Annotated in this window: 12 protein-coding genes and 2 pseudogenes; 8 read left to right on the top strand and 6 right to left on the bottom strand. The window is 40.6% G+C overall.

The annotated features are described in order from the left end of the window. Positions 1–170 precede the first annotated feature (170 nt). Complete coding sequence (locus V7K85_RS20575; RefSeq protein ID WP_334816035.1) at positions 171–680, top strand: hypothetical protein; 510 nt, start codon at positions 171–173, stop codon at positions 678–680. Positions 681–1251: 571 nt separating this feature from the next. Continuing rightward, positions 1252–1951: pseudogene (gene urtE, locus V7K85_RS20580) on the top strand (urea ABC transporter ATP-binding subunit UrtE). On the opposite strand, the gene V7K85_RS20585 reads toward urtE, so the two are convergent. The 3 genes from V7K85_RS20585 to V7K85_RS20595 all read right to left on the bottom strand — a co-directional run bounded on the left by V7K85_RS20585 (position 1914) and on the right by V7K85_RS20595 (position 4822). Beyond that, positions 1914–2654, bottom strand: a complete 741-nt coding sequence (locus V7K85_RS20585) for a hypothetical protein (RefSeq protein WP_334816037.1) — start codon at positions 2652–2654, stop codon at positions 1914–1916. The pseudogene urtE and the gene V7K85_RS20585 sit on opposite strands and share 38 nt — an antisense overlap. An 8-nt stretch (positions 2655–2662) precedes the next feature. After that, on the bottom strand, positions 2663–3976 hold the full coding sequence (locus V7K85_RS20590; RefSeq protein ID WP_334816041.1) for a cytochrome P450: 1314 nt from the start codon (positions 3974–3976) through the stop codon (positions 2663–2665). Between the two features lie 63 nt (positions 3977–4039). After that, entirely contained in the window at positions 4040–4822 is a 783-nt protein-coding gene (locus V7K85_RS20595; RefSeq protein WP_334816043.1) for an ABC transporter permease, read from the bottom strand. Between the two features lie 149 nt (positions 4823–4971). Between V7K85_RS20595 and V7K85_RS20600 the strand changes: the two genes are divergently transcribed. Continuing rightward, positions 4972–5577 (top strand): DedA family protein, encoded by a 606-nt coding sequence (locus V7K85_RS20600; protein ID WP_334816045.1) that lies wholly within the window; start codon positions 4972–4974, stop codon positions 5575–5577. Positions 5578–5677: 100 nt separating this feature from the next. On the opposite strand, the pseudogene V7K85_RS20605 reads toward V7K85_RS20600, so the two are convergent. Beyond that, positions 5678–5797, bottom strand: a pseudogene (locus tag V7K85_RS20605) (transposase); the annotation flags it as partial. A 374-nt stretch (positions 5798–6171) separates the two neighbouring features. Between V7K85_RS20605 and V7K85_RS20610 the strand changes: the two are divergent. Both V7K85_RS20610 and V7K85_RS20615 read left to right on the top strand, forming a co-directional pair. After that, positions 6172–6615 (top strand): FAD-dependent oxidoreductase, encoded by a 444-nt coding sequence (locus V7K85_RS20610; protein ID WP_334816046.1) that lies wholly within the window; start codon positions 6172–6174, stop codon positions 6613–6615. A gap of 39 nt (positions 6616–6654) precedes the next feature. Continuing rightward, a complete protein-coding gene (locus tag V7K85_RS20615; protein ID WP_334816047.1) occupies positions 6655–7629 on the top strand; it encodes an FAD-dependent oxidoreductase in 975 nt (324 codons plus the stop codon). A 134-nt stretch (positions 7630–7763) separates the two neighbouring features. Here the strand turns inward: V7K85_RS20615 and V7K85_RS20620 are convergent, their stop codons facing one another. Continuing rightward, complete coding sequence (locus V7K85_RS20620) at positions 7764–8321, bottom strand: hypothetical protein (protein WP_334816048.1); 558 nt, start codon at positions 8319–8321, stop codon at positions 7764–7766. Positions 8322–8452: 131 nt separating this feature from the next. Here V7K85_RS20620 and V7K85_RS20625 point away from each other — a divergent pair, with 131 nt between their 5' ends. The 3 genes from V7K85_RS20625 (at position 8453) to V7K85_RS20635 (ending at position 11931) form a co-directional block, all read left to right on the top strand. After that, entirely contained in the window at positions 8453–9043 is a 591-nt protein-coding gene (locus V7K85_RS20625) for a thioredoxin family protein (protein ID WP_334816050.1), read from the top strand. 464 nt (positions 9044–9507) lie between these two features. After that, complete coding sequence (locus V7K85_RS20630) at positions 9508–9624, top strand: helix-turn-helix domain-containing protein (protein WP_334816052.1); 117 nt, start codon at positions 9508–9510, stop codon at positions 9622–9624. A gap of 93 nt (positions 9625–9717) precedes the next feature. Next, positions 9718–11931: a tetratricopeptide repeat protein gene (locus V7K85_RS20635; protein WP_334816054.1), complete on the top strand. Its 2214-nt coding sequence runs from the start codon at positions 9718–9720 to the stop codon at positions 11929–11931. 98 nt (positions 11932–12029) lie between these two features. On the opposite strand, the gene V7K85_RS20640 is transcribed toward V7K85_RS20635, so the two are convergent. After that, a complete protein-coding gene (locus V7K85_RS20640) occupies positions 12030–13130 on the bottom strand; it encodes a sensor domain-containing diguanylate cyclase (protein ID WP_334816056.1) in 1101 nt (366 codons plus the stop codon). Between the last annotated feature and the right edge of the window lie 272 nt (positions 13131–13402).

Genomic DNA, 13402 nt, shown 5'->3' on the forward strand with positions numbered 1-13402 from the left:
TTCCTGATCCCAGAACTTTTTGAAAGTGACTATTATAGAGTGCGTAACATAATACCCTATGGGGTAGAGGTTTGGAGAGGGTTTTTGAGTATAGTTACAACTTTTAAAATAACCTTTAAGGGGTTCACATGACTTTACAAACTAGCTCTAACATTTGAGAATATCAACCTATGAAATCACCAGATATTAATCAACAAGACCAAGTACAAACACCAGAGATTAAATTCATTAAAAAGGAGATAGAACCTTTTATCAAGGAATATCAATTTCAAGTGAATTTTAATAGATGTTTAGGTATTGTATTTAGTATTACTTCTATTGGTCTAAGTCTTGGTGTAACACTTGCTGGTATCAATAATAATGCTCGTTTAGCTGCTGGTTTGGGAGCTGCCTCGGCTGCTATTCAGTGTGCATTTGGTATTTTCCCTCTTGAAAAGAGGGTATGGTTTTATCGAGCAAGTGTTGCTGAAGCTCAAAGAATTAAATCTTTCCTTGAATACAAAGCTGATTATAGAATTGACAAAATTGTTGACGATTTTGAGGCTTTAAGAACTACAACCTTGACACAAGAACCATTAAATTCAATTCCTGACTCTTTCTCTCCAAATACGGCAACAGATAAACAGCTTAACAATTCCAGTGCAACGAACCAGGGCAGTCACATCATGTCAATAAAATAATTTCATTCTCAATAAATTAAAAAATAATCTCATTAACCCCTATTTATTCAGAAAGATTTAGGCGTAGGCGTAGCCCGTCGTAGACATCGCTTTGAGCCTGGAACGATGAATCAAATGATAAATCCTGATTCTTTCGTTGATTCTAAGCTTGGTTGTGGTCAAGCCTAATTTAGATGCGTTTGCCCTGTGCAACGGACTGACCCAATCTTCTTGTGGAGTTGCGAAGGTTACTGCCAGCCACTGACCGGGAGGGTTAATATATATGTGATTTTTTTACTACATTTTTTGCCATTCTTGCGGTTAAGCTGTTCCAGATTTAACTTGCATAATCTTTCGACTGTAACCTTTGACTGGCATGGTTCGCTCTCGAAAATTAGATGTGGTTCAGCTTATGAGTTGATGCACACCTTGGACATTGCATAGCGATGTCTACGACAGGCTAAAGCCTACGCTCAAATTCATGCTTTAATTATGCAACGCCTATGAATGATTCCATCTTATACAAAAGTACGAAAACTCTATCTTTCTCTCTACGCCTCTGGGCGAAATTTTCATATCTAGGTAATTTCTTATGCTACAAATTTCTAACCTTAACGTTTATTACGGTGAAAGCCATATTCTCCGCAATGTAGATTGTAAACGTACCATCTGGGCAAATGGTTTGCCTGATTGGACGCAATGGTGTCGGTAAATCTACATTACTCAAAACAATTATGGGTTTACTCAAACCCCGCAGCGGTACAATTAACTTAGCTGGAGAATTAATCAACTCCAAATCTCCCGACCAAAGGGCAAAGTTAGGAATTGGTTATGTTCCCCAAGGACGAGAAATTATCCCCCGTTTGACAGTCAAAGAAAATCTGCTGCTGGGGTTGGAAGCTAGACGCAAACCAGTAAAAAAAGCAGAAATTTCAGAAGAAGTTTTTAGCTTATTCCCGGTGTTGAAAACCATGCTTTCGCGGATGGGTGGTGATTTAAGTGGGGGACAGCAGCAACAATTAGCGATCGCCCGTGCTTTAATGGGGGAACCTCAATTACTCGTCTTAGATGAACCTACTGAAGGTATTCAACCCTCCATCATCTTAGAAATTGAAGCCGCAGTCCGTCGCATCGTCGAAACTACAGGCATTTCAGTTTTATTGGTAGAGCAACATTTGCACTTTGTACGTCAGGCGGATTACTATTATGCCATGCAAAAAGGTGGTATTGTCGCCTCCGGTTCCACAGCCGAACTCAGCCAAGATGTGATTCAACGCTTTTTAGCGGTTTAATTTTTGAGATTTCTATATCAATTGTGTCAGCAGCAATCAAGTCTGCTGCTTCTTGTAAAAGTTTATTTTGTTCCTTTTGAATTGCTTCCAAGCGATTAGAAATTTCTGCCAATCGCTGTTGTTTATTTAGTTGAAAATTTTCAGGTAGTAAAGCTGGCAGGTTATCAATTGTTTTAGTAGGAGTCATTCGTTGAATAGCAAAACTGCCAACTTTAACTAAGGATAAAAAGCTAACTTTAATAAAAGTCTGAATTAATTTTATCGGTACTTGGAGTATTGACCAACTAGCTGTTTCAATCAAGCGGACAATTGCTTTGATGATGCTCCAAAGTAGAGCGATCGCAAACAGCAAAATCACTATACTAATAATTGGGTGATTAGTCGCCCAACTTAGTATTTGAACTAACCTAAAAAATATCGGGTGTTGTGTCAGCCAATCACTTGCAGAAGATGCGATCGCATCTTTAACTACTCCCGATGTTGTACTCTTAAATTTATCAGCAGTTTGCCAACTTTGTTCTAAAGTTGTCGTCACTGTATCAATCGCTTTATCAGTCGTTGTAGTTGCTGTTGCCTTTAAAGACTCTCCAACTTGCTCTGCTGAGTTACTTAAAGAGTTAACATTTTCACTTACAAAATCTTTCACATTTTGCAAGTGTTGTAAAACTCCATTAGGTAAATGTATGTCTATTTGGGATGCCATATAACATTTCACCGAGGTTGAAATCTAACCTTTAACCCATCTTTGGGGCGATTGCTGGGAACTAACACTGTTTCTAAACTTTGATTGGGTAATATCTCCCAATGATAATTGCGTAGAAGATGAGCAGCAATAATCTTCATTTTCATTTTGGCAAAGGCTATACCAATACAGATGCGTGGCCCACCACCGAAACCAACTAAACTAAAAGGATACTTTTTGTGTTCTTGGCGCTGGGGACTAAAACGATCTGGATCAAAACGCTCTGGTTCAAGGTAGATTTCCTTTAGGCTATGAGTTATCACAATTGAATAAAGCAACTGCCAACCAGCAGGAACGTGATAACCTTTAAACTCAAAGTCTTTAATCACACCACGAAACCCACCTCCAACAGGTTGATGCAATCTTTCCACTTCCCATAGAACCTGCTCTAAATAGGGCATTTTCCCTAATTGTTCTAAATCCAAATCACCTTTACTTGCAAGTTGCAATTGTTCAACTCTTGCTCTTTCGAGTACTTCTGGATGACGGGCTAACTCTAGACACAACCAAGTCAGCATCGAAGTAGTCGTTTCATGTCCAGCGAAGAGTAACAGCACCGCTTGGGCAATGATTTCTTTTTCACTTAGGCTGTTACCATCTTCATCTTTAGCTTGTATTAACAAGCTGATGGTATCTTTAGTTGGGTTTTGCTGACGTTCTCTGACAACTTGAGTTAGATGCTCTAAAATCTGATTACGAGCGGCTATAGCTTTACCAAATGTAGTAAATGGTAAGGGTAACAGATTAATCGCAAACAGCCCATTTGTCAAGGTTGTAAACAACTGGCTGAGGCGCACACATTCAGCCCCAAGACGCGTACCCAACAACAATTGGCTAGCAATATCAAATGTCAGCTGTTTAAATTCTTGCAACCAAGTAAACTCCTGTTTTTTCTCCCACTTTTGGAGATAGCCGCGTGTGATATCTTCCATTGTGGAGACATAATTCACTAATGCTGGGCCATGCAACGCCGGCATCATCAAGCGGCGGTTTCTGCGGTGTTCCTCTCCATCTTGCAAAAAAAGTGATTCACCCAGTAATATCTTGAAATTAGCAGGCCATCCTTCCCGCCAAGAAAAATTATCCATATGGCTTGACAAAACGAACTCTAACGCCTCTGGCCCTGCCATTACTACAGTTGGTCTGCCAAGAAGATGAGTTTTGAAGATGGGCCCATACTGGCGATAGCGCTTTTTGCGAAAATCGCGGTCGAAAATAAAGGAGAGTGTTTCACCTAATACAGGTATACCAAAGCTTCCAGGAGGAATTTGATTACTTTTCATATGTTAACTTTATGTTGCTCCAACAACTCTGGGCAAGGCGCTGCCTTGTCTTTGCTTCTCTCTCTAACTCGAAGCACTAGTATAAAACCGCAACGCAAATCGCCAAAACCAAGTGGAAGCGAAAAACAACGCTACTGCTAATATTGCCGCACCTATCAACCAGCTAATTTCACTCCGACCCAGCAGCGCTTGGGCTGGTACAGTAGTTAAAAAAGCTACTGGCATCACAAAAGTGAAGAAAAAGCGGTAAACAGTGGGATATGCTGCAATTGGATATCGTCCAGCTTCCAACAAACCACGCAACACTTCAGTAACGTTGTATATTTTGACGAACCAGATACTCGTCGCTCCCAACAAAAACCACAGGCTGTACAAAATCACCAAGCTGAACAATAACGGCAGCACACCAAGTAGATAGTCGTCTATCCCTACACCGAGACGTTTACCTGCATAGCCAATAATAATACTACCAAAAATTAGATCCGGCAGTCCCCAAGGTGAAAGGGTATGGGTGGAAAGCCAAAACTGACTGCGGATAGGTTTTAATAATATGAAGTCCAAAGTGCCTTCCTCTACATGGCGGACAATACGATTCAAGTTTGACGCCAGAAAAGTAGCAGAAAATCCTTGTAGTAAGGTAAAAATTCCGAGAACTACTAAAGCTGCTTCCCATGACCAGCCACTAAAAGTGTAGCCAGTGCGGTAAAACAAGAATAGTCCAAAGAGGCTGCCAACAAGGTTTCCCAAGCTGCTGATGGTAGCTATGAAAAAGTTAATCCGATACTCCAACTCAGCTGCGATCGCAGCAGTCCAAAATAGTCTTAGTACTTTCAAATATCTTTGCATCTTGCACCTCTAACCCAAAACCTGCCATCTGTCATTACATTTCACAAAATTACACAAGAAATTTACGTAAATTTAATATTACTTTTTATTCAGGAAAATTGCTAAACGTTAAGATGTTGTGGATCTCTTGTTGAAAGGTAAGAAATTCTATGCATCTGGATTTACCACAACTGGTTAAATCAATTGGCTACTTTGGGGTATGGGCAATTGTCTTTGCTGAATCTGGCTTGTTAATTGGTTTTTTCCTGCCTGGAGACAGTTTATTGTTCACTGCTGGATTTGTCGCATCTCAGAATTTACTGAACATTTGGGTTCTGATTTTTGGTGCTTTTGTTTGTGCAGTCTTAGGTGACAATGTTGGCTATTTTACTGGGCATAAATTTGGCAGAAGACTATTTTCAAAGGAAGATTCATGGTTGTTTCATAAAAAACATCTTGTTAAAACCCAAAACTTTTATGAACAGCACGGTAAAAAAACGATTGTCTTAGCACGTTTCTTACCTATTGTACGGACTTTCGCGCCGATTGTGGCTGGGATTGGTGCGATGCATTATCGGATATTTATGTCTTACAACTTAATCGGTGGCTTTCTTTGGACATTCGGCATCACCATGTTGGGGTTTTTCTTAGGAAAATCTCTGCCACCTGAACAGGTAGATAAGTATTTGTTACCGATTATTGGATTGATTATAGTTATTTCTTTAGTGCCATCGATTATTCATGTAATACAAGAAAATAGAGCAAACAAAAGTTAAAATATTTTTCGTAGCTCCTTAAGTAGATGTTTTATTGTAGAGACTAAGTATATTTCTTTACTCAAAGCACAAAAATATAGAGTGGAGCATAGCAGTATTATCCATAGTAAGTGTTGAAGAATGCTTGTTTTTGATTCCTGTGTACTAAGTCGTCAGTTACATCTAAATCTAATACTATTTATCGCGGTGGCGATGTGTAGGATTTTAAAAATGTTTCTACCAGAAGGTCATGTATTGAAACTGCCCAAATGCTTATCCTATATAATATATTTTGGCAGTTTTTGATCCCGATTTTTTCTGAACTTGTGAGAAATCCGGGCTTTGTCTTAACCATCTGTAAACGATTGTTTACACCCTGTAGATGTTGGACAATTGCTTCAGTGATTCGCTCACTTAAGTTTGTCACTGGGGGTAGGGGCATCTGCCCACCCAGACCATCAATCACGATTCGTCTTGCCGCATTGTTGACTGATTCTCATGCCCATGAAAGTGCTGCTATGGTTTAGGGCAATTGATTGACTTGAAAGGCTAGTTAAATTTTAGAAAATTGTTTAGCCTAGTAATATACCACAAAACTTTTCTGCAAGAGGTCTAATGAATCATTCTTACAAGAAAAATGTTGTCATTATGGGAGGAGGTCCGGCGGGATTAGCCACAGCTTTAATGTTAGCGAAAATAGGTTGGAAAGATATTACAGTTATTGAAAAAAGACCATCAGCAGATTATTACGAACCAGATAAATCCTTTAGTTATCAAATTGATGGTCGAGGACAAAAATTAACTGATTTGTTAGAACTAACTGCCAAACTAGCAGATTTGAGTGTCGCTAATACCGAATTTTATTTTACTCTCATTCAAAAAGACGGCACACGCAAAACAACGAAACTACCCATTGCTGATTCTAAACGCAAGACTGCCTATTGGCTGCCAAGAGCATCTTTTGTGGAGTTACTTTACCAAGAAATTCATCAACATTGGCAAGATTCGATTCAAGTCTTATTTAATACTGAAGGTGTAGAAATTAAACAGCATGTATAGCATTTAGAAATTATTACCCAATCTCAAGATGAGGAAAAATTGAGCTTTATTCCTACTCTGATAGTAGGTTGTGATGGCTTAAACTCTATTGTGCGTGAAACTCTTCATCAAATGGAAGGTCAATCGCATTCCTTTGAAATGCAAAAATTTCCTTCTCCTAGTTCCGATTTAAAATACAAAATTCTCACTTTACCTCCTCAATTTCCTTTATCAGAATCAGAAGGAGATTTAGCACAAATTACAATGGCTTATGCCATTAGGTCTACTTTTAAAGGGCGTAAAAAAGCAATTTCTCTGGGGTTATTACCCTTTAAAAATCCTCATAAACCAAGAACCGCAAATATTATTACTTACCCAGATCATCAAATCTGGCAATTAGAAACTAAAGAAGAAGTTAAAGAATTTCTGAAACAAGCATTTCCTCAGCTTCCCTTAGAAAAAATTATTTCTCCTGAAGAAATAGCTAGATTTACATCTAGTCATGGGGGTAAATTTCCTATTCCTCAATATTGTTCAGGGTTGTATAAAATTTGGGGAAAACCTGAAGATAACCAAGGAACAGCGGTAATTTTATTGGGAGATGCAGTTCATTGTTTTCCTCCCGACATTGGACAAGGCGTTAATTCAGCCTTAGAAGATGTCTATCAAATTCATGAAATTTTGGCAGCAACTCAAGATAATCTCTCTCAAGCACTTCCTCGCTATGAAAGCTTACGTCAACCAGATATTAAAGCCTTAATCCGTTTAGCACAAATTAGTTATCCTTGGCAATATAATCAAGACCTTCTACAGAAGCGATTATGGAGTCTTAACTTCTTTGGGCGCTTACTTTTGAATCGTTTATTCCCTTTTTTATTTAATCCTCATTCCTTTTTATTGATTCAGAATCATGAACTATCTTACTCAGAAATTCTCGCTAAAAGTAATAGAACTACTCAAGTTTTAGCTATTTTAGGAGGATTGGCAATATTGACTTTAATGGTAAGTCTTATGACTTATACCAATTCTGTATGAAGATGCGCCAAACTATATGAGGAACGATATTTATTGGTTTTTGAATTGGTGCTGTGGATTGTTAGCTACGCTAGAAATCTGTCTCAATCACCACGGCTGTTTCGCTGGGAAGTAAAATCAAACTCTGACGTTAGCTAGGGATTAATCGCAGAATTAGCCATTTTTATCAAAGAAGTGCGATCGCCTGCTTTCACTCCAACAACATACTGTACACCCTTTTGCCGCCAAGTCAAGGTAGCATCTGAACAATTAGCACCACAAGTAAAATCCACAAAATAGCCAGTAATACCCTTAGCTAAGGATACAGGTTTACCAGTCAGGCGCGGTGTTTTGCTGGTTACAGCTTCAGCGGAAAGGACACCCAAACGACAAGCAGTTCCACCATTACAGTTGGGACTGAAACCGAGTAAAATATCGTACTTCTTTTGTGTAGCAGCTTCTATAATCGCGTAAATTGGATTTTCCCCATCTGACTCAGGAATAAACTTCGGCAATAAAATCTTAATTTGAGTCTTTTGTTTTAATTTGGGCAGAATAGATTTAAAAACTGGGTGTGGCTGGATTTTACCCTGCTGTGCTATTAGTTGGGACTGGTTGTTTATAGTCGCTATGGCTGACTTGTGAAAGCTGCTAACGCTGACTAATAAAAATACGGCACACACAGCACTGGTATTTCTGAAGCTTAAAATCATCTTTTAAAACCTATTTCATCTAAAGTACTTATTTGTAATACCCATTTTGAGTATCAAAATACGTATTAAAGAGCGGTTGGAGTCAGTTAGACTAAAGAAGAAATTGCTTAATAAGTTTTAATAATTCTGTTATGAGTACCGATTCACCTGTTAATTCTCCCGATAAGTCTGAATCCACATTAGGCAAGCGTTTGAGAAACTTTTTAATTGTAATGGTAGCGATCGCTCTTAGTGTTGCCCTCTTCTTGGGATTGCGAACTGAAACAACCTCGGTAACCCTAGCCAAATTAAGTGATACCTCCACACCGTTAGAAGTAGCCGTCAGTAACGGCAAACCATCTCTAGTAGAGTTTTATGCTGATTGGTGTACTGTCTGCCAAAAAATGGCACCAGATATCACCCAACTGGAAACAGAGTATGCTGACAAGATGAATTTTGTCATGCTGAATGTGGATAATACTAAATGGCTGCCGGAAATGCTGAAATATCGGGTGGATGGGATTCCCCATTTTGTATTTTTGAGCCAGCAAGGGGAAACCATCGCCCAAGCGATCGGTGATCAACCCCGCACGATTATGGCTAGCAACTTAGAAGCTTTGGTTACTGGTTCGTCTCTCCCCTATGCTCAAGCTAGCGGCAAAGTTTCCAAATTTTCAGCCCCAGTAGCACCAACAACTAGTCAAGATGACCCCCGCACTCATGGAAGCCAAGTGGTAAATTAGCACTAAGCGACTTATTCTTTGAATAACTATTTATAATAGTTCCCGTAAATAGTGAGAAAATCGTCACTTACTCTTGGTAATTTAATAGTGATAAGCTGTTCCACACTTAAATTGCATAATTATTGCGGGCAAGATGCCCACCCCACAAGACTTTCATTAAATTTAGATATGCAAACTAGATGTGGAACAGCTTAGTTGTACAAATTCCCCGCCTCACGCCCATACCCGACATAACCGGAAATTGATAGCCTTAATGCGCGTTTCAAAGTAGCCCAAAAATGTTCCGTATTTTTCCGGAGTGAAGAAGATGCTTAATGTAGCTAAGTTATAGCAAATAATATATCATTTGCTTGATTTATGTGTGTTATTTAAATTCAGTAGCCAAATAAGCATCAAAAAACCCTTGGCAATAGAGCAGCCAGACAGCCAGTAAGCTCATTCGTGAATTACGGCTTTTAACTGGGTTGACACAAGAAAAGTTTGCAGCAAAGTTGGATCTCACGTATCCCACGATGAATCGGTGGGAAAACGGACGTGCTATGCCTTCACCTTTAGCTATTTACCATGTTTGGCTTTACTAAACCGACTGCACAAACAGAGATTTAACATGTGCAATCGCCCATCGCAACACCTTCAGCTTTTTAGTGTTGAGCCATTTACCCCAATTCAAACCCATGTACCCCTTATTGAAAATAGTTCCCATTTTCAGCCTTGCGATCGCAACTTCCTTACCCTTTTCATTAGTACAAGCAGAAACCTCCAATCAAATCTGCCAAACTTTGTTGAACGGCGAGCATACTTATAATGTCAACTGGTATCCGGTAAAGCCATTGCCCGAAACTGTTGCTACAGATGCAGTGGCACTTCAACTCGATAAACTCCAAGCGATTGCAGTATCACCCAGTTCCTTAGATTTAGCCATACAGCAGGAGTTAGTAGAATGGTTGTTCGAGAAGCCAGATCCAGGACCGCCTGACACAGGTGCTCCGGCCCGAATGGATGGATTGCTCAAAGCACTACCCAACAGTCAGAAACCTCAACTCACTGCCATTTTCGACCAATTAGCAAATCGGATTGAAAAGTTGCCATCGTTGAATTTACGGACAGAAATGACTGGCAAACTAGCAGGCTATTACCAACAGTTACAGGACAATGACCGCGCGGCTCTATTTCTCAACCAGGCGATCGCCAAGGCATTAAAGTCTACCGATGTCCAAGCCCGCGCTGTTCAATTAACCAAGCTTCTTGATGCAGTTGTAGAGCTTGGACTGTCCAAAGCTATTGCCCCACAGTTGCCGCAAATTGAAACCGTTCTTTCCCGTAGCGTCCCAAGTTTATCTTTAGCCCGCGTTTATGCAAATACCAACCAATCCCAAAAAGCACTTCTACTTGCCGACCGTCTTGCCAAAGCTACCCCCGCAGGACAAATCGTCAATTCAGACCTGATTGCGCTGTATCTACAATTAAATCAGCTATCACGAGCCAACCTTTATTTTAAAAGAAGCTCTCCTGATGATGATGCTCCCTACGGACGTTTAGTTGCTGCTTACGATCGCGCTAAACAGACCCAACAGGCTGATAAACTCTTTAAGGATGGATTTAGTGTACCGCACAGGGGGATGACAAACGATCACTTTTTGTTCGCCTACTTAAAAGCTGGGGGCAATCCCGACCGCCTTTTCAGGGGGCTGCCGACACTTGAAGGAGTGGGACTCTTTGATTTGCGTAGCAGCTATTCGTTGCGAGCCGCAGGCGAATATCGCCGCCGCAACCAACCTGAAAAAGCCTCCAAAGTGATCGCCCAATTCGTGCAACTTGCGCCATCTAGAAATTTGCGTCTTGACGACGTTCTAATGGCAGCGATTACCGATGGCAATCTCCTAGAAGCCAAAACAGCTTTTGAGCAATTACTTGCCCAGAACGCATTTGCAAAAGTGGAACCACCTATTAGCTTTGCTGCTGAAATTAATGCCCTAGATGCGATCGCACCTTTTGTTCAACGCTTGTCAAAAGACCCTGAGCGCCGCATTGAGTTACTCCAATCTCTGGCGATCGCTTACGCTAAACAGAACCAACCCGACAAAGCCATCTCTATTGCAGAGCGAATTCCGCGTCAAAGCTCAGGGTATTCTTCTGCAATTGATACATTGGCACAGGTTGCCACAGTATTTGCAAAAAGTGGGCAAAAAACTCAAGCTCAGATGATATTTGCGAAAGCTTTAAGCTTGTCATCAAACATCAAAGAAATTGACACTCGTGCCCAAGCTTATGCAGCAATTGCTCGCGCTTATACTAATGTTGGAGAAACAGCCGCCGCAGAAACGACTCGTCAAACTGCTGTCAAATGGGCTTTATCGTCACCTAACGAGCCCAATGTGATCTCTATGCCGTCCTTAATCTCGCAACAGTTTTTGCTGGCCAATCAAGTCGAAGCAGCCTGGAAAACACTCCAGGACATTTCTCAGGATGCTTACAAAGACACAAACATTAGCAGTTTGGTCGTTACAGCGTTACAACTGGGTAATTTACCCATTGCCCAGCAAGCGGTTGATTTACAGTATAGCTACGGAGCGCCAGAATTATTTTTAGATCAAGCATCTCAACTTGCTGAAGCTTACCTCGACCGCGATCGCCCTGAAGAAGCAATAAAAATGCTCGAACGGGCTGCAAATGTTCTCAATAAGCAAAAGGAACCTAACGCCAGCCTTATCTTACCAATTGGGCGACTTGTGCGAGTTTATGCAAAAGCCGGACGCATCGATGTTGCCCGTGAGTTGATGAAAAAGTTTCTGAATCCGATTTCATCTAATTATGTTTCTTGGCGACAAGAACTTCAGCAATATGTGGATTGCCACCAGAAAGCTTTTTTAGAAAAACAAGTCGCTTAAATCCAGCAATGCCACGCATCTTCGAGATTTCTTTATTATTCAATTTCAACTCTCGTCTGATCCGATTGGAGTTTTCAAACTGAGTTTCCCCGCCCCCTTCATGCAATAGATTGCCGCTTGAGACGTTTATCAGCGTACATTAATTCGTCAGACCTGGCGATTAGTTGTTTTAGTGACATATTGCTCTCTGGTGAGTAACGCTCTATCCCGATACTCATCGAAAGTTCATAGCTACGGTTTTGCTGTTGATTAAAGTTGGCGATATTTGCTTGCAGACACGCTTGGATACTATCAGCGTCCTTAAAGTAGCTGGAGATGAAAACAATGAACTCATCTCCACCCAAGCGGGCAACAATATCCGAGTTCGGAAAACTTTGCTTGAGTAATTGAGCAGCATCAACAATCAAGGCATCTCCCATGTCGTGACCAAGGGTGTCGTTAATCTGTTTTAGCCCATCTAAATCAATGAAGATCACCCAGCACAAAACTTTCATGCGGTGAGCAATTTTTAACTGTTGTTCAGCCATCAGGAAGAAGCCACGTCGGTTATACAAACCTGTTAGTTCATCGGTCATCTCTGCTTGTTTGCGGTTGCGAACTTCTTGAATGAGTTCCATCTGAGCAATCACCTGTCGAGTTAGGCGGCGCAGTGCATCCAACTGCTGGTAACTTAGGTGACGAGGAATGGTATCAATCACACACAATGTTCCGATGGGAAAACCATTAGGTGTAACTAGTGGAGCACCAGCATAAAAACGAATTTTGGGATTACCTTTGACTAGGGGATTGTTATTAAAGCGATCGTCCTTGATGGCGTTGGGAACTACTAATATATCCTCTGGTTTAAGAATGGCATGGGAGCAAAAAGCCCACTCTCTCGGTGTTTCCCTAGCTTTTAGTCCAATCTTAGATTTAAACCATTGGCGATCGGCATCAACTAAGCTAATTAAAGCAATTGGAGTCTTACAAATGTAGGCAGCAAGAGCAGTTAGGTCATCAAATGCTTGTTCAGGTAGGGTATCCAAAATATTGTAGTCCGCCAATGCTTTGAGCCTTTCTGCTTCATTTTCAATTAGAGGAACAGCTGGCGTTTTCACAGATGAGTGTCTGAGCCTTAGCCAGGAAAGTCTAGTACGCTGGAAATTTTGCAACAATCGCAGGGTTACCTCTCCAGTATCATGGCTGCGTGATCTAAACATCTCTGCAACGAAAATTAACATTTGGTTGAATATACAGAAATATTTTATTACATGATGTTCTTCATGCCTTTGGTTTACTCTATTGTTCATGTCACCCTAGCCTTCACTGTGCAAATTCCCTAAGTATGTAGATGCTTACAAGGTCTTGTGCCCAAAGCCAGGTCGAAAACTATCAATATAAACTAAAAATTATCAAAACTTATCAATCTGTCAGAGTTCTTCGTCAAAACTTGACATTTTTGATACTGCTAGTTTGTATAGATGCACGGAAG

The organism is Nostoc sp., from assembly GCF_036917615.1.
Classification (GTDB): Bacteria; Cyanobacteriota; Cyanobacteriia; order Cyanobacteriales; family Nostocaceae; genus Nostoc.

Bases quoted from the DNA above. Each gene is read 5' to 3' on its own strand.
- V7K85_RS20575 (WP_334816035.1), top strand. From the start codon at position 171: ATGAAATCACCAGATATTAATCAACAAGACCAAGTACAAACACCAGAG.
- V7K85_RS20585 (WP_334816037.1), bottom strand. From the start codon at position 2,654: ATGGCATCCCAAATAGACATACATTTACCTAATGGAGTTTTACAACAC.
- V7K85_RS20590 (WP_334816041.1), bottom strand. From the start codon at position 3,976: ATGAAAAGTAATCAAATTCCTCCTGGAAGCTTTGGTATACCTGTATTA.
- V7K85_RS20595 (WP_334816043.1), bottom strand. From the start codon at position 4,822: ATGCAAAGATATTTGAAAGTACTAAGACTATTTTGGACTGCTGCGATC.
- V7K85_RS20600 (WP_334816045.1), top strand. From the start codon at position 4,972: ATGCATCTGGATTTACCACAACTGGTTAAATCAATTGGCTACTTTGGG.
- V7K85_RS20610 (WP_334816046.1), top strand. From the start codon at position 6,172: ATGAATCATTCTTACAAGAAAAATGTTGTCATTATGGGAGGAGGTCCG.
- V7K85_RS20620 (WP_334816048.1), bottom strand. From the start codon at position 8,321: ATGATTTTAAGCTTCAGAAATACCAGTGCTGTGTGTGCCGTATTTTTA.
- V7K85_RS20625 (WP_334816050.1), top strand. From the start codon at position 8,453: ATGAGTACCGATTCACCTGTTAATTCTCCCGATAAGTCTGAATCCACA.
- V7K85_RS20635 (WP_334816054.1), top strand. From the start codon at position 9,718: ATGTACCCCTTATTGAAAATAGTTCCCATTTTCAGCCTTGCGATCGCA.
- V7K85_RS20640 (WP_334816056.1), bottom strand. From the start codon at position 13,130: ATGTTTAGATCACGCAGCCATGATACTGGAGAGGTAACCCTGCGATTG.